The following is a 21,832-nucleotide window of genomic DNA, read 5'->3' on the forward strand; positions in this document are numbered from 1 at the left end:
TGGGCCCCGAGGGCAGGGTGCTGATCCGCCGCAAGCAGCCCACGTAGCAGCAACTGTCTCGTGGGAGCTGGCACCCAGCGAGCTTTTATGGCCCCAACAGCTCGCTGGCAAGCCAGCTCCCACAGGATGTAGCAGCTGCTACGGGGGTTACAGCGGCAGGCCCGCTTTTACGCGGTACTGGTTGCGCACCGGGGTGGCGTATTGCAGCACCAGGTAGGGGCGCTGCTCGGCCGGGCAGGCGTCCAGGCGGCGGGCCCATTCGGTACGGGCCTTGTCCAGCTCTTCGGCGCCAAACACGTCGCTGGCCGCAGGCACGGCCAGGCTCGGGTCGGCATCGGCCCATTGCGCGTAGGCCAGGTAGTGCACCGGGAACAGGCGGTAGCCGGCGAGGATCTGCCGGTCAATTTCCGCCGCCAGCAGCTTGGTGTCCTCGAACGCCTGGCTGATGGGTGGGGCGAAGTTGATGTGCACGCGGCCCTTGTAGCCGGTGATGCCCTGGGCAATGCTGATGTCGTCCTCGCCGGGCGCCTTCTTGTAGGTACCGGTGGTGGCGCGGGTGAACAGCTCGCGGGCCTTGGCCAGGTCGCAGGGGTCGTACTCGTAGCTGATCGACACCGGGGTCAGGTTCAGCGACTGGATCACTTCGCCGAAGGCTTCGTCCTTGCGGCTCATGTGGAACATCTTCAGGATCGCCGAATCGGTGCGGTCGTCACCGTCCTTGGCGCGGCCCTCGGCCTGGGCGATCCAGATGGACTGGCAGTCGGTGCGGATCGAATGGTTGATGTACGCCGACAGCAGCTGGTAGGCCGCCAGTTTCTCGCGGCGGCCGCTGATGGAGCGGTGCACGATAAAGCTTTTGTTCAGGCGCATCAGGTCGCTGACGAAGGGCTTCTGCAGCAGGTTGTCGCCAATGGCGATGCGCGGCGTGGGCAGCCCGGCGTGGTAGACGGCGTAGTTGACGAAGGCCGGGTCCATGACGATGTCGCGGTGGTTGGCCAGGAACAGGTAGGCGCTGCCGGACTTGAACTGCTCGACGCCGGTGTAGGTCACACCATCAGTGGCGCGGTCGATGGTGTGATCGACGTAGACTTCGACTTTATCCTGCAAGGTCGCGACACTTTCGATGCCAGCGAACTCGCGGCGCAGCCGGTGGGCTATAAGAGGTTTGAGCAACCAGCCGAATGCACCGGCCAGGCGCGGGAAGCGGAAGTGGGTGAGGATATCGAGGAACGCCGGGTCGCTGAGCAGGCGTGCCAGAACGGCAGGGACCTCGGCGTCGTCGTAAGGTCGGATGGCATCGAATTCGCCCATCATGCTCTCTTGTTGGAAACGGCTAGGGTAATGAAGTAAGGGCATATCAATAGCCCTTCAAATAGACCGGCGATTATACGCACAAGTCACTACCGGGAGACCGCCATGCTGCTTCAGGAACGCGAAGACATCGAATGCCCCTACTGTGGTGAAACGATTCCGGTGCTGCTGGACCTGTCCGGCGGCGATCAGGAATACGTGGAAGATTGCTCCGTGTGCTGCAAACCCATCCGCTTCATACTGCAGGTGCACGATGGCGAGTGGATGCTGGACGTCAAGGGCGAGAACGATTGATGCAGCGTATATACGACCCGGAAAGCCTGCTGGAAGCGGAAATGCTGTTGGGCATGCTCGACAGCGAGGGCGTGGCCGCGCACCTGGTGGGGCGCGACCTGGTAGGCGGCATCGGCGACCTGCCGGCCATCGGCCTGCTGGGCCTGACGGTGGCCAATGACCAGGCCGACCACGCACGCCAGCTCATCGCCGCGTACAATGCCGCCTTGCCGCTGCCGGGCGAAGAGCCGGATAGTTTCCAGGGCGTGTTGGTGTGTTGAGCCGCGCGCCCGTCATCTGAAGAGTCTTGTTGCCCCATGTGTGGACGTTACGCGCTGTTTCGCTGGTCGCCGGCCTTTGCCGCCTTGCCTGGCTTCCCTGCCGACCAGCAGGCGCAATGGAATATTTCCCCCGGTGATTCGGTGCTGATGCAGCGCAACCTCGACGGTCGCCTGCAGCTGGACCGCGCCCGCTGGGGGTTGACCCCGCCGTGGCTGACTGATTTGTCCCGCACGCCTGCCCAGGGCCGCGCCGAAACCCTGGCCGAACAGCCAATGTTCCGTGAGGCGCTGCGCCTGCGCCGTTGCCTGCTGCCGGCCAACGGCTTTTACGAATGGCGTGGCAACGTGCGCAAGCGGCCGTTCTGGCTGACGCCGGGGGAGGGCAGTTCGCTGTTCTTCGCGGCGGTGTGGGAGGCGTATCCGGTACAGGAGCAGGTGTGGTTGAGCACCGCGGTGGTCACCCAGGCCGCCATGAGCCAGCGCCGGCCGTTGATTCTCGATGCTGCGGGACAAGCCGCATGGCTGGACCCTGAAACGCCGTTGCCGGCGCTGCAGTCGTTGCTGGCCAGCAACCCCGTCACCTTGCGCGAGCGGCCGCTGGCCAACCTGGTGAACGATCCGAAGCTCAATGCGCCGGAGTGCCTGACCCCGGCTTAGGCGGTGCTGCTGATGCGGCCTGTCGGCCGCTGCTACACCACTTGCGTAGCAGCTGCCGAAGGCGGCGTCAGCAGGCGACGCGGATCGTCAGCCCACCCAGCCACTAACCTGCATGGCCTTGTACACCGCCACCACTGCCAGCACGAAGAACGCGCAGGCTGCCAGGCGACGAATCAGGGTGAGCGGCAGTTTCTCGGCGGCGAAGTTGCCCGCCAGTACCACCGGCACGTTGGCCAGCAGCATGCCCAGGGTGGTACCCAGGATCACCAGCAGCAGGTGCGGGTATTGCGCCGCCAGCATCACGGTGGCGACCTGGGTCTTGTCACCGATTTCCGCCAGGAAGAACGCGATCAGGGTGGTCAGGAACGGCCCGAACTTGCGCGCCGTGCTGGCCTCGTCGTCGTCCATCTTGTCTGGCACCAGGGTCCACAGCGCGGTGGCGGTGAAGCTTGCGGCCAGGATCCAGTGCAACGTGGCATCCGAGAAGAAACTGCCGAACCAGGCCCCCACGGCACCGGCGGCGGCATGGTTGGCGAGGGTGGCGGCGACGATACCGGCGATGATCGGCCATGGCTTGCGGAAGCGCGCAGCCAGGATCAAGGCGAGCAATTGGGTCTTGTCGCCGATCTCCGCCAGGGCAACGATCGCGGTAGGGACAAGAAGTGATTCCAGCATCAGGATTTCCTATGGGGGCGGGTCGACACGGCTATGACACGTACAGCCTCCCCGCCCCGGGTAAGGTGTTCGTGTCATAGGTCTTGTCAAACCCTGAGCCTGTCTGATGCAGGCTGTGAGGTCGCATGCGCCATGGTCTGTGGACCAAGTATGTTGACGCATGCCATGCAAGCTGTGGTGCTTGCGGGAGACTACTCCCCTAGGACGGAGCGGATTCTGCCTAGGGAATTTCATTTGGGCAAGCGAAGAATTTACTCAGCGTGTTGCCTGGTAAATCTTGAAGCCCTGGCCTTCAGCGCGCACGCGGCAGGCGCCCAGGTGTTCTTCGATCAGCGGTTGGTAGCGCAGGAAGCTGTTGGCTACGATGCGCAGTTCCCCACCTTTTTTCAGATGTTGCGCCGATTTTCGCAGCAGGTTCTCCGACGCCTGATAGTTGGTGTGCACCCCGGTGTGGAACGGCGGGTTGCTGACAATCGCGTCCAGGTACAGGGGGGCGGCGTCGATGCCGTCGCCGGTAATGACGTCGCCTTCCAGGCCGTTTGCCGCCAGCGTCATGCGGCTACTGGCCGCAGCGAAGGCGTCCACGTCCAGCAGGGTCAGCTGGCTGTTCGGGTAGCGACGCTTGAGGCTGGCGCCGACCACGCCAGCGCCGCAACCGAAGTCCAGCACGTGGCCACCTGGCAAACCGTCCAGGTGTTCCAGCAGCAGCGCCGTGCCGCGGTCCAGGCGGCCGTGGCTGAACACGCCGGGCAGCGTGATGACAGTCAGCGGGCCGTCGGCCAGGGGCAGTTCGTAGCGCTGGGCCAGGCTGTGCAGCTCGACGGCGGCGGGGGCGGCGTCGATGTTGACCTGCCACAACTGGCAATGGCGGGCACTGTCCAGCTTGCGTGGTTTGCCCAAGGCCTGCAGCTGCTTGGCTGCGCCTTCGATGCCGCCACGTTTTTCCCCTACCAGGAACAGCGGCTTGCCGCCCAGGCGCGAGGCCAGGGCGTTGAGCAGGTAGTTGGCCAGCTCCCGGGACTTGGGCAGGAACAGCACGGCGGCGTCGAAGTCGCCCGCAGGCGCTTCGGTGCCGAAGTGGCTGCGGCCTGCGAAGCGGGCGTTCAGGGCGTTGTGGTCGCCGGCGTGCCAGCACCAGCCGCAGGCGCCGGGCAGCGTGCCAAGCAGGTCGTCGGCGGGCAGGCCTGCCAGCAGCAGGCGGCCCTGGAACAAGTCGGCCTGGCGAAGCAGCACTTCACTGCGCGGGTCCATGGTGGGGGCTCCTGGTCAAAAACCGCCGATTCTACCAGAGCCGCCCGGCCTCAGTTGACCTGGCGCAGTGGCGTGCCGCGCAAATGCGCGTCGGCGTTCTCCACCACTTGGGTGACGATGCGCTGGCGCGCCTCGCGGCTGCCCCAGGCGCTGTGCGGGGTAACGATCAGCCGCGGAATGTCGTCGGCCAGCAGCGGGTTGCCGTGCACCGGCGGTTCGACGCTGAGCACATCGGTGGCGGCGCCGCCCAGGTGCCCGGCGCGCAGGGCATCGGCCAGCGCCTGTTCGTCGACCATGCCGCCACGGGCGGTATTGACCAGGAAGGCGCCAGGCTTGAGCAGGGCCAGTTCGGCGGCACCGATCATGTTGCGGGTGTGCTCGTTCAGTGGGCAGTGCAGGGTGAGCGCGTCCACCTGCGGCAGCAGTTCGGCCAGCGCCAGGCGGTCTTCGCGGGGCGGCCGGCCCGGCAGTTGCCCCAGCAGCACGCGCATGCCAAACGCTTCGGCCAGGCGCGCCACCGCGCTGCCCAGTTCGCCATGGCCTAGCAGGCCCAGGGTTTTGCCTTCCAGCTCGACGATGGGGAAGTCCAGCAGGCAGAACTGGCTTGAGCGCTGCCATTGGCCGGCGGCGATGGCTTTCTGGTAGTCCGGCAGGCGCGTGGCCAGGGCCAGCAGTAGCATCAGCGTGTGCTGCGCCACTGACGGTGTGCCGTAGCCCTGGCAGTTGCACACGGCGATGCCGCGGGCGCGGGCGGCGGCCAGGTCGACGTTGTTGGTGCCGGTGGCGGTGATCAGGATCAGTTGCAGGTCGGGGCAGGCGGCGATGGTCTCGGCGTCCACCACCACCTTGTTGGTGATGATCACCTGGGCGCCGCGGCAGCGTTCGATGACCTCTGCGGGGCCGGTGGAACCGTGCAGGTCCAGCGGGCTGAAGGCCTGTTGCAAGGGTGTTAGGTCGAGGTCGCCCAGGTCCAGCGAGCTGTAGTCGAGAAACACGGCGCGGCGCAGATCGGTCATCGGTCGGACTCCATGTGAGGTAGATTTCACGCGGGAAAAATCCTACACGAATTTTCCTGTGGATTTGCTTTGTGAAAATTCAGTGCTAGATTTTCATGAAAATTAACTAATAAAAATTCACGGGCCGGTCCATGTTCAAACAATCCGCGCAGCACGTGCACAGCTATTACGCCCAAACCTACCCCGAGCCGCTGCCCTTGCGCCCGCGCCTGGAAGGCAGCCTGCAGGCCGATGTGCTGGTAGTCGGCGGCGGCTTCAGCGGCCTGCACACGGCGCTGCGCCTGGCGCTGGCCGGTCAGCGCGTGTTGCTGGTGGAAGCCAGCCGCCTGGCGTGGGCGGCCTCGGGGCGCAACGGCGGCCAGGCGCTGCTGGGCTGGTCGTGCGACATGGCCCCGCTGGAGCGCGGGCTAGGCTTGGCCGGCGCGCGCGAGCTGTGGGACAGCATGGTCTGGGCCAGCGAGGAGCTGCGTGATTTGCCCGGCCGCCATGGCTTCGACGTCGACTACCGCCTGGGCAGCCTGTGGGCGGCGGTGCGTGACAGCCGCGTGCAGCAACTGCGCGACGCCCAGCGCGAGGCGCGTGACAAGTGGGGCGACGACCAGGTGCGCTTCATCGGCGGCGACGAGCTGCCCCAATGGATCGACAGCCCCCGCTACAAGGCCGCACTGCTCGACCCGCGTGGCGCGCACCTCAACCCGCTGAAACTGGCCCAGGGCCTGGCTGGCGCCATCGAGCAGGCGGGCGGGCGGCTGTTCGAGCAGAGCCAAGTGCTGGGCTACCGCCGCCACGGCGAGGGTTTCATCGCCCGCACCCAGCACGGCGAAGTCAGCTGCGATGTGCTGGTGCTGGCCTGCAACGCCTACCTGGATGGCCTGGACCGCAACATTTCCAGCCGCGTGCTGCCGGTGGGCTCCTACCAGGTGGCCACCGAGCCGCTGGCCCCGGCGTTGGCGCAGTCGCTACTGCCGCGCAACAGTTGCGTGATCGACAACCAGTTCGTGCCGGACTATTTCCGCCTGACCCCCGACCACCGCCTGCTGTTCGGCGGCGGTTGCACCTACCTGGGCGGCATTCCCAAGGACGTCGCCACAGCCACGCGGCCTTACCTGGAGCGCGCCTTCCCGCAGCTCAAGGGCGTGGCGCTGGACTACGCCTGGGGCGGGCACATCGACATCAGCATGAAGCGCACCCCCGACGTCGGCGGCGATGGCCAGTGCTACTGGCTGCAGGGTTTTTCCGGGCATGGCGTATTGCCCACCCTGGCGGCGGCGAAGGCAGTGAGCGACGCCATTGGCGGCGATACGCGGTTGCTGCGCCTGTACCAGGCGCTCGACAATCCGCGCTTTCCCGGCGGCCGCTGGCTGGCCGCCCCCCTGGAAGCCGCCGGCAAGGCCTGGTACCGGCTTCGTGACGTAATTTGACGGGCAACTCCCATGAACATGCAGGCAGAAATCGACAGCCTCGCGATCCTGATTCGCGACCTTCGCAAGCACAAGAACCTCACCCTGGGCGAACTGGCCAAGCGCATCGACCGCTCGGTGGGCTTCCTGTCCCAGGTTGAGCGCGGGCTGTCACGGCCGACGGTGGCGGACCTCACCGCCATCAGCGAGGCGCTGGGCGTGCCTACCACCTATTTCTACGCGCCAGAACGCCCACGGGCGCGCCAATGGGTCACGCGCCCCAGTGACCGCCGCACCCTGTATTACGCCGGCGGCATCACCGACGTGCTGGCCTCGCCGACCATCGCCGGCGGCTTTTCCATGCTCGAAAGCCACTTGGCGCCGGGTGCCACCAGTGGTGACGGGCACCTCAACGACAGTTCCGAGCAGGGCGGTTTCGTGCTCGAAGGCGAGCTCACGGTGTGGCTGGACGGCGACGCCGAGCCCGTCACCCTGCACGCCAACGACAGCTTCCAGCTGCCGCCCCACGCCCAGTTTCGCTACGCCAACCGTACCGACCAAGCCACCCGCGTGTTGTGGGTGTTCAACTGATCGATAACAAGGATAAAAAACGATGAGCCCCGCCACGCCCGACTTGCTCAGTGAAGTGCGCGCCTTCCGCGCCAGCCATCCGCAGGTGCGTTACGTCGACCTGATTGCCCTGGACATCCCCGGGCATTTCTACGGCAAGCGTTACCCGGTGGAGATGCTGGAAAGGGTCGCGGCCGGCAGCCCGCTCAAGCTGCCGCAGAACTGCGTGTTGTTGGGGGCGCAGGGCGGGCTTCACGCGATAGGCGATTACTGCTTCAACGACGGCGACCCGGACGCGCCACGCCGGCTGATCCCCGGCACCCTTAAATCGGTGAGCTGGGAGGGCCAGCCCCTGGGGCAGATGCTGATCAGTTCGGACGGCACCGCCGCGCCCATCGAGTTCGAACCGCGCGAGGTGCTGGCACAGGTGATGCAGCGCTTGGCGCGCAAGGGCATACGCCCGGTGGTCGCCTTCGAGCTGGAGTTCTACCTGTTCGACCGCGCGCTGAAGGACGGCCTGCCGCAGTTCCCCCGTGACACCAGCACTGGCGATGAAGACGACCAGCCCAACATGCACATCGAGCGCCTGTCGCGCTTCGCCACGGTGCTCCATGACATGGTCGAGACCGCCAACCAGCAAGGGGTGGAGGCCAACGTCATCACCGCCGAGCTGGGCCCAGGCCAGTTCGAGATCAACTTCGCCCACTGCGACGACGGCCTGCGCGCTGCCGACTGGGCGGCGCTGTTTGCCCGCAGCACCCGCGGCGTGGCGCTCAAGCATGGGCACCGCGCCAGTTTCATCAGCAAACCCTACCTGCATGCGCCGGGCAGCGGCATGCATGTGCACGTCAGCCTCTATGACGACGCCGGCAACAACCTGCTGGCTGCCGATGAACAGCGGCCTTTGCGCCATGCGGTGGCCGGCTGCCTGGCGCTGCTGCCCCACTGCATGCCGATCTTCGCGGCCAACCACAACGCGTTCCGCCGATACGGCGCCATGGTCAACGCCGCCAGCCGCGCCAGCTGGGGCTTCGAGGACCGCGACGCGTGCATCCGCATCCCCGAGTCCGACCCGCGCAACCTGCGCATCGAGCACCGCCTGGCCGGCGCCGACGCCAACCCCTACCTGGTGCTGGCGGCCATCCTCACGGGCATGGAACACGGCCTGGAGGCGGGCCTGGAGCCCATCGCTCCGCTGAATGAAAACCGCCAGAGCGGCATCGATTTCCCCAAGGACATGCTCGACGCCGTGCGCCACATGCAGGGCCACCCGGCGGTGCGCGAGGGCCTGGGTAGTGAATTTGTCATGGTTTATTGCGAAAACAAGCGGCAGGATCACCTGGCGTTCCTCGACGAGATAGCCGCGCGCGAATACCGCTGGTTCCTCTAACCCCGTAGCAGCTGCCGCAGGCTGCGTCCGGGGCCCGCGCCGTATCAAATAATACGCGGAGCCCAGGACGCGGCCTGGTGGCCGCTGCTACAGGGGGTTTGCTATGGTTGGGGTTTTGTAACTGCCTATGACAAAAGCCCTTGGAGGCCCCCGATGTACTGGACGGAATTCCTCACCGTTGCCCTGATTCACCTGCTGGCCGTGGCCAGCCCCGGCCCCGATTTTGCCGTGGTGGTGCGTGAAAGCGTGACCCACGGCCGTCGCGCCGGCACCTGGACGGCCCTGGGCGTGGGTTCGGCGATCTTCCTCCACGTAGGCTATTCGCTGCTGGGCATCGGCCTGATCGTGTCGCAGTCCATCGTGCTGTTCAATGCGCTGAAATGGCTGGCCGCTGCCTACCTGCTGTACATCGGCTTCAAGGCCATCCGCGCCAAGCCCGCAGCGCCAGGCGTCGAGGCCTTCAAGGCCGAGCCACAGCAGCGCAGCCCCAAGGCCGCCTACGTGGCCGGCTTCATGACCAATGGCCTCAACCCCAAGGCCACGCTGTTCTTCCTGTCGCTGTTCACCGTGGTCATCAACCCCCATACCCCCTTGCTGGTGCAGGCAGGCTATGGTGTATACCTGGCATTCGCCACTGCGGCCTGGTTCTGCCTGGTGGCCATGTTGTTCAGCCAACAGCGCGTGCGCGACGGCTTCGCCCGCCTGGGCCACTGGTTCGACCGTGGCATGGGCGCGGTATTGATCGCCTTGGGCGTGAAAATTGCTCTGACTGAAATGCACTGAAGCCCCGGGGGCACGGCAGGCTGGATGCCATCATCGGAAATAATTTCCAATGATTATGCTGTGCCCCAGAGGGTCTAAAGTGTGAAAGTATTTGCCATGCATTTGCACTCAGAATAGGGATCCTCATGATGCAGACTCGCGTTATTCCGCCGGCCGATGGTGCTTACCAATACCCTCTGTTGATCAAGCGGCTGCTGCTGTCGGGCAGCCGTTACGAGAAAACCCGCGAGATTGTCTACCGGGATCAGCTGCGCTACAGCTACGCGACGCTCTCCGAACGCATTGCGCGCCTGGCCAACGTGCTGACCGAGGCCGGGGTCAAGGCGGGTGACACCGTGGCAGTGATGGACTGGGACAGCCATCGCTACCTGGAAGCCATGTTTGCCATTCCGATGATTGGCGCGGTGGTGCACACCGTCAACGTGCGCCTTTCCCCCGAACAGATCCTGTTCACCATGAACCATGCGGTGGACAAGCTGGTGCTGGTCAACAGCGACTTCGTCGGCCTGTACCAGGCCATCGCCCCGCACCTGACCACCGTCGAGAAGACCCTGCTGCTGACCGACGGCGCGCAGAAGACTGCCGAGCTGCCCAACCTGGTCGGCGAGTACGAGCAACTGCTGGCCGCCGCCAGCCCGAAATACGACTTCCCCGATTTCGACGAGAACTCGGTGGCCACCACTTTCTACACCACCGGCACCACCGGCAACCCCAAGGGCGTGTACTTCACCCACCGCCAGCTGGTGCTGCACACCCTGAGCCTGGCCACCGTCACCGGCAGCCTCGACAGCACCCGCTTCATGGGCACCAACGACGTGTACATGCCCATCACGCCGATGTTCCACGTGCATGCCTGGGGCGTGCCTTACGTGGCCACCATGCTGGGCATCAAGCAGGTCTACCCGGGCCGCTACGAGCCGGAAATGCTGGTGGAGCTGTGGAAGCGCGAGAAGGTCTCGTTCTCCCACTGCGTGCCCACCATCCTGCAGATGCTGCTCAACTGCAAAACCGGCCAGGGCCAGGACTTCGGCGGCTGGAAGATCATCATCGGCGGCAGTTCGCTGAACCGCGCGCTGTACGAGGCCGCCAAGGGCCGCGGCATCCAGTTGACCGCCGCCTACGGCATGTCCGAGACCTGCCCGCTGATTTCCGCCGCGCACATCAATGAAGAGCTGCTGGCCGGCCTTGAAGACGAGCGCACCACCTACCGCATCAAGGCCGGCGTGCCGGTGCCGCTGGTTGAACCGGCGATCATCGACGCCGACGGCAATTTCCTCCCCAACGACGGCGAAACCCAGGGCGAACTGGTGCTGCGCGCGCCATGGCTGACCATGGGCTACTACCGCGAGCCGGAAAAAGGCGCCGAACTGTGGAAGGGCGGCTGGCTGCACACCGGTGACGTCGCCACCCTGGACAGCAACGGCGCCATCGACATCCGCGACCGCATCAAGGACGTGATCAAGACCGGTGGCGAGTGGGTGTCCTCCCTGGAGCTGGAAGACTTGATCAGCCGCCACCCTGCGGTGAAAGAGGTGGCCGTGGTGGGCATCGCCGACGCCCAGTGGGGCGAGCGGCCATTCGCGCTGCTGGTGGTGCGTGAAGGCCAGGGCGCCGATGCTCGTGCCCTCAAGGATCACCTGCAGCCGTTCGTCGAACTGGGCCACATCAACAAGTGGGCCATCCCCAGCCAGATCGCCGTGGTGCCGGAAATTCCCAAGACCAGCGTCGGCAAGCTGGACAAGAAGAAAATCCGCCTCGACATCGCCGAATGGCAGGCCAGCAACAGCAGCCTGCTCTCCACCCTGTGAGGCCTGGCCGTTGCCGCTGCCGCCTGGCAGCGGCTACGGCATGTCCTACACCCTGCGCTGAACCGGCTGGCAGCCGGCCTGGAGCGACCTCCATACATTCAGTCTTTTGCCACGCAAAAGGATATGTATGGAACGTTCTTCCTCCCCATTCGCGCAGGTCTCGCGCATCGGGCTGTTCTTCGACGGCACCGGCAACAACGCGGCCAACGCGCCGTTCGCTGACACCCAGCCGGCCAACCGCAGCGGCAGCCATGCCACCGCCCCCACCAATATCCTCAAGCTCAGCCAGCTGTATGGCGGCCCGGGCGTAAAAGCACTGTATATCCCGGGCATAGGCACCCAGGACGGCCAACCTGACAGCCTGCTGGCCAGCGCCCTGGGGCGCGGCCGCTCGGGCGTGCTGGCGCGGGCGGAGCAGGGGGTGGCAGCCGTCCGGCAGCTAACCGGCCACCCGGTAACCGTCGACCTGTTCGGCTTTAGCCGCGGGGCTGCAGCCGCGCGCCATTGTGCCAACCTGCTGCTGCAGGTGCCGGGGGTCAGCGTCGGCTTCATCGGCTTGTTCGACACCGTGGCGGCGGTAGCGGGCCCCATGAACCTGCAGCTGCACCTGCCCCCGGCACGCTTTGCCAACGTGGTGCACCTGGTGGCGCGCGACGAGCACCGGGCGCATTTCCCCTTGGCGCAGGTGTGTGCCGGGCATGTCGAAATCGAGGTGCCGGGGGCGCATTCAGACGTAGGCGGGGGCTACTTTGCGTTGGAGCGGGAACAGTTGTTGGTGGGGCGCATGCAGGCGTTGACGGTAGGGGCGGGCACGGCGCTCGAGACGACCTCGATTTATCGCGAGGCCCAGCGGCTCAGGGACATTTGGTTGAGCCGGGGTTGGCCTCCTGGCTGCCTCAATATTCTGGCACCGGCACCGACGCTTGTGCTCGACCGCCAGCAGCCAGCCCAGCAGCGGGTGTATGCCGCCGTGCAGTTGCAGCGCGAGGTGCGGGGGGAGTTGTCGCAGGTTTACTTGCGGGTCATGCATGAATGGGCGCATGCCCGCGGTGTACCCCTGGCGCCGGTGGCCGGTACTCTGCCGGTGGAGCTTGAACAAGTGTGCCAGCGTTTCCTGCGGGGCCATTTTTCGTTGTCGCGGGAGGAGGAGGACTGGTTGCGGCTCCGGTACATCCACCTCTCGGCCCACTGGAACCCACCGCCAGCGCTACAGGGTAACCCGCCTCGGCTGGGCGCCCGGGCCATTTACGTCAATGCCCCGGCCGCCAACAGCGAACGCTTGCGCCACCGGTATTGACGTCAGCCCCTCAAAAATCAACTGTGGCCGACAACTTGAACGTACGCGGCTCACCCTGGGTCAGGTAATTGTTGGCGGTGGATGCCGAAGCCCAGTACGCCTTGTTCGCGACGTTTTCGACATTGGCGCGCAGGGTGATGTACCTGTCATCGGCCTTGAAACCGTAGCGGGCCCCCAGGTCCACGCGGGTCCAGGCCGGAATGCTCAGGCTGTTCGCGGCGTTGACGTATTCGCCACCCGTACGCAACAGGCGCCCGCTCAAGGCCGCACCCTCAACGCCTGGCACGTCCCATTCGCCGCCCAGGTTGAACTGGAAACGCGGCACGCCGGCGGCTCGGTTGCCGTCGGTAGCGCCCGCTGCGGTGTTTTTCTGTTCGGTATTCATCCAGGTGGCGCCGGCCAGTACACGCAGGCCGCTCAGCGGCTCGCCAAAGATATTCAGCTCCACACCTTTGTTGATCTGCTCGCCGTCGACGCTGAAGGTGCCCACTGCCGCGCCGGGGGCGAAGGTGGTGGTGCTGTTGGGCTGTTCGATACGGTAGACGCCCAATGTCGCGCCATAGCTGTCCCAGTCCAGTTTCACCCCGGCCTCGGTCTGTTTGCTGCGTTTGGGCGGGAACACCTCGCCGGGGTTAGTGACGGCGCTGGTGGGCGCGGTTGGCCCCTGGGCCAGGCCTTCTATGCGGTTGGCGTAGAACGACACGTGTTCCCACGGTTTGATGACCAGGCCATACACCGGGGTAGTGATGGATTCATCGTAGGAGGTACCGCGTATGCCGGTGGCGGTGGCCCAGGAGTCCACTTCGATACGCTGGCGGCGTACACCCAGGGTCAGCAGCACGCGCTCGTCGAGAAAGCCGAGGGTGTCGGAAACGGCCGCGCTCTTCACGCGGTTCTTGCCCACAACCCGCGGGTCGTGGATATCACTGCCGAAGTAGGTGTTGGTCGGGCGCGGCACCTGGGTGGGGTTGTACAGGTCGCCGGGCACGCGGTTGGCGGTCAGGATCGCTTCATAGGCCGAGCGTTGCTCGCCCCACATGCCCGACAGGCCGACGTTCACCTGGTGGGTCACCGGCCCGGTGTCGAAGTGGCCGTTGAGGCCGGCCACCGCACTCTGGTTGTCCTCGTCGTGAGGTGAGTAGAGAAAGCCGACCTTGCCGCTACCGTCATTGCCCACGTACAGCGACGAATATTCGCCATTCTCCCGGGTGTGCTTGGTGCCGCCGCCGGCATAGGCGGTCCAGTGGTCGTCAAGGTCATATTCGGCGTTGGCCATGGCCCATGTGTCTTCCAGCTGCGACCAGCTCCAGTCCTGGGCGTAATTACGCCGGGCCGAAGGCGGGTGGGGCACCTTGGTGCCGGTGAGGTACAGCACCGAGCGGCCGTTATCGATGCGTTCCTTCTGGTAGCCCAGGTCGGTGGACAGGCGCAGGCGGTCGCCCCGGTAGTCCAGGGCCACGGCTATCAGCTGCGAGCTTTTGTGTTCGTCATCGATGGCGGTGTCGCCGCCATGGCGCGCCAGGTTGACGCGGGCGCCGAACTGGTTGTCGTCGCCAAAGCGCTGGCCCAGGTCCAGGTGGCCGCCCACCTGGGTATCGCTGGCATAGTCGAGGGTGACGCTGCGGGTAGGCGTGTCCTGCGCGCGCTTGGGCACCAGGTTGACGCTGCCACCGATGCCGCTGCCTTGGGGCGCAACACCGTTGAGGAAGGCGTTCGGGCCCTTGAACAGTTCGACGCGCTCCAGCGCCTCGGTGGTGATGATCTGCCGCGGCAACACGCCGTACAGGCCATTGAAGGCGATGTCGTCGGTGTTCAGCGGCAGGCCGCGAATAGTGAATACCTGGGAAAAGTTGCCGAAACCTGCGGACTGGCGCACCGAGGCATCGTTGAGCAGCACGTCGCCGAGGGTGCGCGCCTGTTGGTCGGCGATGGTCTTGGCGGTGTAGCTGACCACGCTGAAGGGCACGTCGTTGATCGAGCGGTCGCCCAGCACGCCCAGGCGCGCGGTACGCGCCACCTGGCCACCGGCGTAGGTATCGGCAGTGCGGTCGCCGCTGCTGCTGATGGTGGTGGCGCCCAACTGCAACGCAGCGTCTTCGCTGGCCACCGGCGCCAGGGTGTAGCCTGTGCCGCCTGTGCTCTGCAGCATGTAGCCACTGCCTTCCAGCAGGTGCGCGAAGCCGTCCTGCACGCCGAAGCTGCCTTCCAGGCCCTGGCTGACCTGGCCAATAAGCAGGCGCGCATCGAATGACAGCGGCACCCCCGCCAGCGCAGCAAACTGCGCCAGTACCTCGGCGCGCGGCCCGGCGGCGATGTGATAGCTGCGGGCGCTGCTGTTCGTCAGGGGCTGTTCAGCCCGGGCGGCTTCGCCTGGCGCCAGCGCGCCAAGGGCCATGGCCAGGCTCAACGCCTTCAAGGCGAAGCGGGGAGGGCTGATGCGGGAGGTCAACTGCTGCGGCCTTGAAGTCATTCGGCAATCCTGTGGACGCGGGAAAATGTGAGGGTTCATTCCCACACCGGATGACGGCGGAAAAAGTATCACGCAACACTCGATTTTTTTTGAGGGGTCACGCTCCGTGCGGGTCGGCAGGCTCGACCGCCACCCAATAGCGCGTCAGGCTGCTGACCCTGATGGGCAGGGTATCCTGCAGCAACCGCAGGCTGGCGTCGGTATCGCGCAGCGAAAAGGCGCCGGTTACCGTCAGGCCGGCGACGGCGGCGTGGCAGCGCAGTACACCTGGGCGGTAGCGGCCCAGTTCGGCCAGCAAAGCGTCCAGGCGCATGCTGCGTGCCACCATCATGCCGTTTTCCCAAGCCATGGCACTGGCGTCCAGCGGCAGCACGGCACGGGTGCCGGCCACGCTGAACGCGCTTTGTTCGCCGGCCTGCACAATCAGGTTGGCAACTGCCTGTGCCGGCTGTAACTGCACCGCGCCGTCCATCACCGCCACATGGCTCCACTGCTGGCCCACGCGCACGCTGAAGCGTGTGCCCAAGGCGCGGGCGGTGCCCTGGCGGGTCTGCACAATGAATGGTCGATGGCGGGGCGAAGGATCCTGGGCCGTGGTAATCAACACCTCGCCCTCCAGCAGGGTGATTTGCCGTTTCTCGGCGCTGAACGTCACGTTCAGCGCGCTGGCGGTATTGATCAACAGGTGCGTGCCGTCGGGCAGCGTCAGCGGCTTTTGCTCGCCGACCGCGGTGCGCTGGTCGGCGCTCCATTCTTGCCAGGGCAGTTCGCGCCAGGCCAGCCACAGTGCCGGGCCCGCCAGCAGGAACAGCCCCAGGCGGTTGAACGCCTGGCGGCGGCTGATACCCGGTTGGCGGCCAAGGCGGTTGAGGGTGTCGCTGGCGAGCCCACCAGGCACCGCGCGCAAATCACCCAGCAGGGCTTCGGCGCGCTGCCAGGCCAGGGCATGCTGCTCACTGCGGCTGCGCCAGCGGGCAATGGCGCGATGGTCATCGACGCTGGCTTCGCCGGACTGCAGTTGCACCAGCCAGTCGGCGGCCTCGCCCAGGATGGTCGGATCGATGGGCGGCTGCATCACGCCACGCTCAGGCAGGCGATGAAGGCGTCGCGCATGTCACGCTTCACGGTGATCAGCGACACCTGCAATTGTTCGGCAATCTGCCCGTAGGTCAGCCCGTCGAGTTGCGACAGCAGGAACACCTGGCGTGTACGGGCCGGCAGGTTACGCAGCATGGCTTCTATTCGGTACAGGGTTTCCAGGATCAGCCAGCGCGTCTCCGGTGACGGCGCCTCGGCCTCGGGCAGGTGGGCGATGCTTTCAAGGTAGGCACGCTCCACGTCCTGGCGCCGCCAACGGTCCACTACCAGGCCCTTGGCGATATGCGTCAGCAATGCCCGCGGCTCGCTGCCGAACGACGGCGGTTGCCGGCTGATCAGCCGCACGAAGGTATCGTGGGCAAGGTCGGCGGCATCGCAGGCGTTGCCCAGCTTGCGGTTCAGCCAGGCATGCAGCCAACCATGATGTTCGCAGTAAAGGTCGTGGACGCGCAGCGTGAGCGATCGATCGGTAGACGACATGGAAGCCACTGGACTCGCTGGCGATCCGTGCCAGGTTGTAATTAAGAATTAGTCGCATTCTATCCAGAAGTGTGGCTTCGGGCCAGCCATACCTTTGCGCAGCGTCGCAACCATGCCGGGTTGCAAGCTGCAGTGGCCTGGCGTCAAATTCGGGCATGCTATTTCGGTAATTCACAGGATTCTCCATGAACACCCACCCCACCCTGATCCGCGAAACCTTCCCCGTCGGCCCTTTGCAGTGCAACTGCACAATCATTGGCGACCCCATTACCAAAAAGGCCATCGTCGTCGACCCGGGTGGCAACCCCGACCTGATCATGGCGCGCCTGGACGCCCATGGCCTGAAGGTGGTGAGCATCATCCACACCCATGCACACCTGGACCACTTCCTGGCTTCCGGCCAGTTGAAGGAGAAGACCGGGGCCACGCTGCACCTGCACAAGGACGACCAGTTCCTGTGGGACAACCTGGAGATGCAGTGCCAGATGTTCGGCGTGCCCTACACGCCGGTGCCGCCGCCGGACCGCTGGCTGGGTGATGATGAAGAACTGGCCTGCGGTTGTGGCGTGGCGCTGCACACGCCGGGGCATACGCCGGGTTCGATGAGTTTCTGGTTCGCCGATGCCAAGCTGCTGATTGCCGGTGACACGCTGTTCCGTCGCGGTATTGGCCGCACGGATTTGTGGGGTGGCGATCAGCGGACTATCGTTCGTTCGATCAAGGAGCGTTTGTACCGCCTGGACGAGGATGCGACGGTGGTGACCGGGCATGGTCCCGACACCCGTCTGGGAGACGAAATGCGTGAGAATCCATTCGTTCGTAACTGAATGTATCTTCACTGAATTATTTCGATTTCAGGTGCTCTAATCGGCGCAGCAGTCCGTTTGCCAACAACCGCTGCTTCACAACTGTAAGTACAGGAGTTTCCTGAATGTCGCGTCGTCTCATTATCGCCGCCACCGCCGTTGCCCTGCTGGCCGGCTGTGCGTCGCAAAACCCTTATGACAGCCAAAGCCAGGATTCTGGTTCGGGCATGAGCAAGACTGCCAAGTACGGTGGCCTCGGCGCCCTGGCTGGCGCGGTGGCCGGTGCTGCCATCGACCACAACAACCGTGGCAAGGGCGCGCTGATCGGCGCCGCCGTGGTAGGTGCCGGCGCCGCCGGCTACGGCTACTACGCCGACAAGCAGGAGAAGGCCCTGCGTGCCTCCATGGCCAACACTGGCGTGCAGGTGCAACGTGAAGGCGACCAGATCAAGCTGATCATGCCGGGCAACATCACCTTTGCCACCGACTCGTCGTCGATTGCACCCAGCTTCTACTCGCCGCTGAACAACCTGGCTGGTTCGTTCAAGCAGTACAACCAGAACCTGATCGAGATCGTCGGCTACACCGACAGCACCGGCAGCCGCCAGCACAACATGGACCTGTCCCAGGCCCGTGCACAAAGCGTGGCTACCTACCTGACCTCTCAGGGCGTGGACCCGTCCCACGTGTCGGTACGCGGTGCCGGTCCCGACCAGCCCATCGCCAGCAACGCCGATGCCAACGGCCGTGCGCAGAACCGCCGGGTAGAGGTCAACCTCAAGCCGCTGCCGGGTGCGCAGTACCAGCAGCAGTAAACAAAAATCCCGCCTCACGGCGGGATTTTTTGTGGGAGCTGGCGTGCCAGCGAGTTTTTGGGGGCCTCGAAAAACTCGCTGGCCCCACCGCCCCCCCCCCGCAGGGGTTGATCTTGTCCAGCACTTCATCCTTCGCCACCCACAGCTCGTTCACCCACTGCTGGAACTGCGCCCGGTACTGCACGTCCTGGTCGTAGCTGCGGCCGATGAATTGCGCTGGAATGGCGACTTCCTCCAGGCGCACCACCACCTCGCGTACCCGCCCGCACAGCAGGTCCCAGAAGCCCGGGCGGCCGTGGGGGTAGTTGATGGTGACGTTGACGATGGACTCCAGCTGTTCGCCCATGGCATCCAGCACGAAGGCGATGCCGCCGGCCTTGGGCTTGAGCAGGTGGCGGAACGGCGACTGCTGCTGGGCATGCTTGGCCGGGGTGAAGCGCGTGCCTTCGGCGAAATTGAAGATGGCCGTGGGCTTGCCGGCGAACTTGGCGCAGGTGCGGCGCGTGGTTTCCAGGTCCTTGCCCTGCTTCTCCGGGTGCTTGGCCAGGTAGGCCTTGGAGTAGCGCTTCATGAACGGGAAGCCCAGGGCCCACCAGGCCAGGCCAATTACCGGCACCCAGATCAGCTCCTGCTTGAGGAAGAACTTCAGCGGGCGGATACGGCGGTTCAGCACGTATTGCAGCGCCAGGATGTCCACCCAGCTCTGGTGGTTGCTGGTGATCAGGTACGAATGCTGGTAGTCCAGGCCCTGCAGGCCGCTAACCTGCCAATGGGTACGGCACAGCAGCTTCATCCAGCCCTTGTTCAGGGTGATCCACAGCTCATGGATGTGGCGCAGCAGCTCGTCGGTGACCCGCTGCGCCGCCGGGAACGGCAGGCAGAGCTTGAACAGGCTAACGATGAACAAGGGGGTGCAGCACAGCACGGTGTTGCACGCCAACAGCAGCGAGGCGATGACGCCTCGCAGTGGCGCCGAAAATTGTTTCATGGGGCTTCCTGGTTATCCATGCGGCGGTGAGCCTGGATGGCGGTGAGGGCAATGGTGTAGACGATGTCGTCGACCTGGGCGCCGCGCGGCAGGTCGTTGACCGGTTTGCGCAGGCCTTGCAGCATGGGGCCCAGGCTGACGCAGTCGGCGCTGCGCTGCACGGCCTTGTGCGTGGTGTTGCCGGTGTTCAGGTCGGGGAACACGAACACCGTGGCGCGGCCGGCCACCTCACTGTCGGGGGCCAGCTGGCGGGCGATGTTTTCGTTGGCGGCGGCATCGTACTGCAATGGGCCGTCGATCAGCAGGTCGCGCTGGGTTTCACGGGCCAGCAGGGTGGCTTCGCGGACCTTCTCGGCGTCGTCGCCGCTGGCCGAGTCACCGCTGGAATAGCTGATCATGGCCACCCGCGCCGGAATGCCGAAAGCCTCGGCGGAGTCGGCGCTCTGGCGGGCGATCTCGGCCAGCTCGGCGGCACTGGGGTGCGGGTTCATCACGCAGTCGCCGTACACCAGCACCTGGTCGGGGAACAGCATGAAGAACACCGAGGACACCAGGCTGCAGCCCGGCGCGGTCTTGATCAGTTGCAGGGCCGGGCGGATGGTGTTGGCGGTGGAATGCACCAGCCCCGACACCAGCCCGTCCACCTCATCGAGCGCCAGCATCATGGTGCCGATCACTACATTGTCTTCCAGCTGCTGCTCGGCCATGGGCGCGTTCAGGCTCTTGCTCTTGCGCAGCGCCACCATGGGCTCCACGTAGCGCTCGCGCACCACCTCCGGGTCAAGTATTTCCAGGCCCTCGGGCAGCACGATGCCCTGGGCGCTGGCCACCGCGTGCACGTCCGCAGGCTTGGCCAGCAGCACGCAACGGGCGATGCCGCGGGCCTGGCAGATGGCCGCCGCCTGCACCATCAGCGGCTCGGCGCCTTCGGGCAGGACGATGCGCTTGTTGGCGTGCTGGGCACGCTGGATCAGTTGGTAGCGGAACACCGCCGGCGACAGCCGCAGCTCGCGCGGGGTGCCGCAGCGCTGGTGCAGCCAGTGGGCGTCGAGGTGGCTGGCGACGAAGTCGGTGATGATTTCCGCGCGCTCGCGGTCATCGATGGGTATTTCCTTGTTCAGCTGGTTGAGCTGGGTGGCGGTGTCGTAGGAACCGGTGCTTACCGACAGCACCGGCAGGCCGGCCTGCAGCGCGCCACGGCACAGCTCCATCAGGCGTGGGTCGGGCAGGGTGTCGCTGGTCAGCAGCAGGCCGGCCAGGGGCACGCCGTTGAGGGCGGCCAGGCTTACCGCCAGGATGATGTCGTCGCGGTCGCCAGGGGTCACCACCAGCACGCCTGGCTTGAGCAGTTGCAGGGTGTTGAGCACGGTGCGCGCGCAGATGATGATCTTCGACATGCGCCGCGTTTCATAGTCGCCGGCATTGATGACCTGGGCGCCCAGCAGCTCGGCCACATCGCGGGTGCGCGGGGCATTGAGGTCGGCCTGGTAGGGAATGCAGCCCAGCAGGCGGAAGTCGCCGCCGCGCAGCAGCGGCGAATGCTCCTTGAGGCGCGCGGCGAAGGCTTCCAGGCTTTCGTCGGTACGCACCTTGTTGAGGATCACCCCCAGCACTTTCGGGTCGCGCGGGCCGCCGAACAATTGCGCCTGCAGCTCCACCCGGCCCGACAGCTCGGCCAGCACTTCGGTCTCGCTGGCGGCCGACACCAGGATGACGTCGGCGTCCATGCTCTTGGCCAGGTGCTGGTTGACCCGCGCCGCGTAGCTGGCGTGACGGGTGGGCACCATGCCCTCGACAATCAGCACGTCCTTGCCCACCGATGCCTGCTGGTACAGGGTGATGATTTCCTCCAGCAGTTCATCCAGCTGGCCGTCGCCCAGCATGCGCTCGACGTGGGCCAGGCCAAGGGGCTTGGGCGGGTTGAGGCCATGGGTGCGCGCCATCAGTTCGGTGGAGCGCTCAGGGCCGGTGTCGCCGGGGTGCGGCTGGGCGATGGGCTTGAAGAAACCCACGGTCAGGCCCGCGCGCTCCAGGGTGCGCACCAGGCCCAGGCTGATGGAGGTGAGGCCGACGCCGAAATCAGTTGGCGCGATAAAGAATGTCTGCATGCGAGCTTCCCGAAATGAGCACTGCGCGGGCGTCGACCTATGGCTGGCCGATCGCGAAATCAATTGCCAAGGGTATCGTTATCCTCCTGCCGTGCACACCAGCCGCAGCGAAAGCTTTTGCCAATTTGTTGTGCACGTTGTTGCGGGTCCAGCACCCAAGGCCGCGACTGCCAGGGTGGCTGGTGGCGCAGGTGCTGGGTGTGGCCGCAGGACAGCACGGCCACCCAGTGGCCGTGCTCGTCGCGGATGAAATCTTCAATGATGCAATGGCTCATCGGGTCCGTTTGTCCGGGTTGCGTTCGCTTTCAGGCGGCGCCTTGGTTACACTTGTTCGTTCTACATTCTTATGCAAAAA

At 65.4% G+C, this 21,832-nt stretch carries 19 protein-coding genes, 2 pseudogenes and 1 riboswitch; of the genes and pseudogenes, 11 read left to right on the forward strand and 10 right to left on the reverse strand.

Annotated elements, in window-relative coordinates; genetic code table 11:
* Positions 1–147: 147 nt before the first annotated feature.
* On the reverse strand, positions 148–1,314 hold the full coding sequence (locus tag AC0SZ7_RS22110) for a 1-acyl-sn-glycerol-3-phosphate acyltransferase (RefSeq protein ID WP_475506366.1): 1,167 nt from the start codon (positions 1,312–1,314) through the stop codon (positions 148–150).
* Between the two features lie 102 nt (positions 1,315–1,416).
* On the opposite strand from AC0SZ7_RS22110, the gene AC0SZ7_RS22115 reads away from it, so the two are divergent.
* The 3 genes from AC0SZ7_RS22115 to AC0SZ7_RS22125 are packed head-to-tail and all read left to right on the forward strand — an operon-like array spanning position 1,417 to position 2,522.
* Entirely contained in the window at positions 1,417–1,605 is a 189-nt protein-coding gene (locus tag AC0SZ7_RS22115) for a CPXCG motif-containing cysteine-rich protein (RefSeq protein WP_475506367.1), read from the forward strand.
* Complete coding sequence (locus tag AC0SZ7_RS22120) at positions 1,605–1,865, forward strand: putative signal transducing protein (RefSeq protein WP_475506368.1); 261 nt, start codon at positions 1,605–1,607, stop codon at positions 1,863–1,865. Before AC0SZ7_RS22115 ends, AC0SZ7_RS22120 begins: the two co-directional genes overlap by 1 nt.
* A gap of 36 nt (positions 1,866–1,901) precedes the next feature.
* Positions 1,902–2,522 (forward strand): SOS response-associated peptidase, encoded by a 621-nt coding sequence (locus AC0SZ7_RS22125; protein WP_475506369.1) that lies wholly within the window; start codon positions 1,902–1,904, stop codon positions 2,520–2,522.
* A gap of 87 nt (positions 2,523–2,609) precedes the next feature.
* On the opposite strand, the gene AC0SZ7_RS22130 is transcribed toward AC0SZ7_RS22125, so the two are convergent.
* The 3 genes from AC0SZ7_RS22130 to AC0SZ7_RS22140 all read right to left on the reverse strand — a co-directional run bounded on the left by AC0SZ7_RS22130 (position 2,610) and on the right by AC0SZ7_RS22140 (position 5,464).
* Positions 2,610–3,197: a TMEM165/GDT1 family protein gene (locus AC0SZ7_RS22130; RefSeq protein WP_027979127.1), complete on the reverse strand. Its 588-nt coding sequence runs from the start codon at positions 3,195–3,197 to the stop codon at positions 2,610–2,612.
* Positions 3,198–3,286: 89 nt separating this feature from the next.
* A riboswitch (yybP-ykoY riboswitch) is annotated at positions 3,287–3,410 on the reverse strand.
* Between the two features lie 42 nt (positions 3,411–3,452).
* Positions 3,453–4,448 carry a methyltransferase gene (locus tag AC0SZ7_RS22135; RefSeq protein ID WP_475506370.1) on the reverse strand — a complete coding sequence of 332 codons (996 nt, stop codon included), beginning with the start codon at positions 4,446–4,448 and terminating at the stop codon, positions 3,453–3,455.
* 50 nt (positions 4,449–4,498) lie between these two features.
* Positions 4,499–5,464, reverse strand: coding sequence for a 2-hydroxyacid dehydrogenase (locus AC0SZ7_RS22140; protein ID WP_475506371.1), 966 nt, complete (start codon positions 5,462–5,464; stop codon positions 4,499–4,501).
* Positions 5,465–5,595: 131 nt separating this feature from the next.
* Here AC0SZ7_RS22140 and AC0SZ7_RS22145 point away from each other — a divergent pair, with 131 nt between their 5' ends.
* From AC0SZ7_RS22145 to AC0SZ7_RS22170, 6 genes are all read left to right on the forward strand, one after another.
* Positions 5,596–6,885 (forward strand): NAD(P)/FAD-dependent oxidoreductase, encoded by a 1,290-nt coding sequence (locus AC0SZ7_RS22145; RefSeq protein ID WP_475506372.1) that lies wholly within the window; start codon positions 5,596–5,598, stop codon positions 6,883–6,885.
* Between the two features lie 12 nt (positions 6,886–6,897).
* Positions 6,898–7,455: a helix-turn-helix domain-containing protein gene (locus tag AC0SZ7_RS22150; RefSeq protein ID WP_416422545.1), complete on the forward strand. Its 558-nt coding sequence runs from the start codon at positions 6,898–6,900 to the stop codon at positions 7,453–7,455.
* Positions 7,456–7,477: 22 nt separating this feature from the next.
* Positions 7,478–8,824 (forward strand): glutamine synthetase family protein, encoded by a 1,347-nt coding sequence (locus AC0SZ7_RS22155; protein WP_475506373.1) that lies wholly within the window; start codon positions 7,478–7,480, stop codon positions 8,822–8,824.
* Between the two features lie 153 nt (positions 8,825–8,977).
* Positions 8,978–9,607, forward strand: a complete 630-nt coding sequence (locus AC0SZ7_RS22160) for a LysE family translocator (RefSeq protein ID WP_475506374.1) — start codon at positions 8,978–8,980, stop codon at positions 9,605–9,607.
* Between the two features lie 125 nt (positions 9,608–9,732).
* Complete coding sequence (locus AC0SZ7_RS22165) at positions 9,733–11,415, forward strand: fatty acid--CoA ligase (protein WP_475506375.1); 1,683 nt, start codon at positions 9,733–9,735, stop codon at positions 11,413–11,415.
* A gap of 127 nt (positions 11,416–11,542) precedes the next feature.
* Positions 11,543–12,712, forward strand: coding sequence for a T6SS phospholipase effector Tle1-like catalytic domain-containing protein (locus AC0SZ7_RS22170; RefSeq protein ID WP_475506376.1), 1,170 nt, complete (start codon positions 11,543–11,545; stop codon positions 12,710–12,712).
* 10 nt (positions 12,713–12,722) lie between these two features.
* Here the strand turns inward: AC0SZ7_RS22170 and AC0SZ7_RS22175 are convergent, their stop codons facing one another.
* The 3 genes from AC0SZ7_RS22175 to AC0SZ7_RS22185 all read right to left on the reverse strand — a co-directional run bounded on the left by AC0SZ7_RS22175 (position 12,723) and on the right by AC0SZ7_RS22185 (position 16,760).
* The gene (locus AC0SZ7_RS22175) at positions 12,723–15,182 is read right to left on the reverse strand and encodes a TonB-dependent siderophore receptor (protein ID WP_475506377.1); all 2,460 of its coding nucleotides are present in this window, start codon (positions 15,180–15,182) and stop codon (positions 12,723–12,725) included.
* A 97-nt stretch (positions 15,183–15,279) separates the two neighbouring features.
* A complete protein-coding gene (locus AC0SZ7_RS22180) occupies positions 15,280–16,257 on the reverse strand; it encodes a FecR domain-containing protein (RefSeq protein ID WP_475506378.1) in 978 nt (325 codons plus the stop codon).
* Positions 16,257–16,760, reverse strand: coding sequence for a sigma-70 family RNA polymerase sigma factor (locus tag AC0SZ7_RS22185; RefSeq protein WP_475506379.1), 504 nt, complete (start codon positions 16,758–16,760; stop codon positions 16,257–16,259). The genes AC0SZ7_RS22180 and AC0SZ7_RS22185 overlap by 1 nt, the downstream gene beginning before the upstream one ends.
* A 185-nt stretch (positions 16,761–16,945) precedes the next feature.
* On the opposite strand from AC0SZ7_RS22185, the gene AC0SZ7_RS22190 reads away from it, so the two are divergent.
* Both AC0SZ7_RS22190 and AC0SZ7_RS22195 read left to right on the forward strand, forming a co-directional pair.
* Positions 16,946–17,587: an MBL fold metallo-hydrolase gene (locus tag AC0SZ7_RS22190; protein WP_475506380.1), complete on the forward strand. Its 642-nt coding sequence runs from the start codon at positions 16,946–16,948 to the stop codon at positions 17,585–17,587.
* A 104-nt stretch (positions 17,588–17,691) separates the two neighbouring features.
* Positions 17,692–18,381: a YiaD family glycine zipper/OmpA-like lipoprotein gene (locus tag AC0SZ7_RS22195; protein ID WP_027979119.1), complete on the forward strand. Its 690-nt coding sequence runs from the start codon at positions 17,692–17,694 to the stop codon at positions 18,379–18,381.
* Positions 18,382–18,487: 106 nt separating this feature from the next.
* Here the strand turns inward: AC0SZ7_RS22195 and AC0SZ7_RS22200 are convergent.
* The 3 genes and pseudogenes from AC0SZ7_RS22200 to AC0SZ7_RS22210 form a co-directional block, all read right to left on the reverse strand.
* Positions 18,488–19,369 (reverse strand): annotated as a pseudogene (locus AC0SZ7_RS22200) (acyltransferase); the annotation flags it as partial.
* Positions 19,366–21,477: a phosphate acetyltransferase gene (pta, locus tag AC0SZ7_RS22205; RefSeq protein ID WP_475506381.1), complete on the reverse strand. Its 2,112-nt coding sequence runs from the start codon at positions 21,475–21,477 to the stop codon at positions 19,366–19,368. The gene pta and the pseudogene AC0SZ7_RS22200, both read right to left, overlap by 4 nt.
* Positions 21,478–21,536: 59 nt before the next feature.
* Positions 21,537–21,829 (reverse strand): annotated as a pseudogene (locus AC0SZ7_RS22210) (DUF3565 domain-containing protein).
* Positions 21,830–21,832 lie beyond the last annotated feature (3 nt).

This window comes from Pseudomonas sp. JC1203 (genome assembly GCF_056175065.1).

Coding starts and splice junctions, on each gene's coding strand:
- AC0SZ7_RS22115 (WP_475506367.1), top strand. CDS start 1,417: ATGCTGCTTCAGGAACGCGAAGACATCGAATGCCCCTACTGTGGTGAA.
- AC0SZ7_RS22190 (WP_475506380.1), top strand. CDS start 16,946: ATGAACACCCACCCCACCCTGATCCGCGAAACCTTCCCCGTCGGCCCT.
- AC0SZ7_RS22180 (WP_475506378.1), bottom strand. CDS start 16,257: ATGCAGCCGCCCATCGATCCGACCATCCTGGGCGAGGCCGCCGACTGG.
- AC0SZ7_RS22150 (WP_416422545.1), top strand. CDS start 6,898: ATGAACATGCAGGCAGAAATCGACAGCCTCGCGATCCTGATTCGCGAC.
- AC0SZ7_RS22155 (WP_475506373.1), top strand. CDS start 7,478: ATGAGCCCCGCCACGCCCGACTTGCTCAGTGAAGTGCGCGCCTTCCGC.
- AC0SZ7_RS22165 (WP_475506375.1), top strand. CDS start 9,733: ATGATGCAGACTCGCGTTATTCCGCCGGCCGATGGTGCTTACCAATAC.
- AC0SZ7_RS22185 (WP_475506379.1), bottom strand. CDS start 16,760: ATGTCGTCTACCGATCGATCGCTCACGCTGCGCGTCCACGACCTTTAC.
- AC0SZ7_RS22160 (WP_475506374.1), top strand. CDS start 8,978: ATGTACTGGACGGAATTCCTCACCGTTGCCCTGATTCACCTGCTGGCC.
- AC0SZ7_RS22125 (WP_475506369.1), top strand. CDS start 1,902: ATGTGTGGACGTTACGCGCTGTTTCGCTGGTCGCCGGCCTTTGCCGCC.
- AC0SZ7_RS22195 (WP_027979119.1), top strand. CDS start 17,692: ATGTCGCGTCGTCTCATTATCGCCGCCACCGCCGTTGCCCTGCTGGCC.
- AC0SZ7_RS22130 (WP_027979127.1), bottom strand. CDS start 3,197: ATGCTGGAATCACTTCTTGTCCCTACCGCGATCGTTGCCCTGGCGGAG.
- pta (WP_475506381.1), bottom strand. CDS start 21,477: ATGCAGACATTCTTTATCGCGCCAACTGATTTCGGCGTCGGCCTCACC.
- AC0SZ7_RS22170 (WP_475506376.1), top strand. CDS start 11,543: ATGGAACGTTCTTCCTCCCCATTCGCGCAGGTCTCGCGCATCGGGCTG.
- AC0SZ7_RS22120 (WP_475506368.1), top strand. CDS start 1,605: ATGCAGCGTATATACGACCCGGAAAGCCTGCTGGAAGCGGAAATGCTG.
- AC0SZ7_RS22145 (WP_475506372.1), top strand. CDS start 5,596: ATGTTCAAACAATCCGCGCAGCACGTGCACAGCTATTACGCCCAAACC.
- AC0SZ7_RS22110 (WP_475506366.1), bottom strand. CDS start 1,314: ATGATGGGCGAATTCGATGCCATCCGACCTTACGACGACGCCGAGGTC.
- AC0SZ7_RS22135 (WP_475506370.1), bottom strand. CDS start 4,448: ATGGACCCGCGCAGTGAAGTGCTGCTTCGCCAGGCCGACTTGTTCCAG.
- AC0SZ7_RS22175 (WP_475506377.1), bottom strand. CDS start 15,182: ATGACTTCAAGGCCGCAGCAGTTGACCTCCCGCATCAGCCCTCCCCGC.
- AC0SZ7_RS22140 (WP_475506371.1), bottom strand. CDS start 5,464: ATGACCGATCTGCGCCGCGCCGTGTTTCTCGACTACAGCTCGCTGGAC.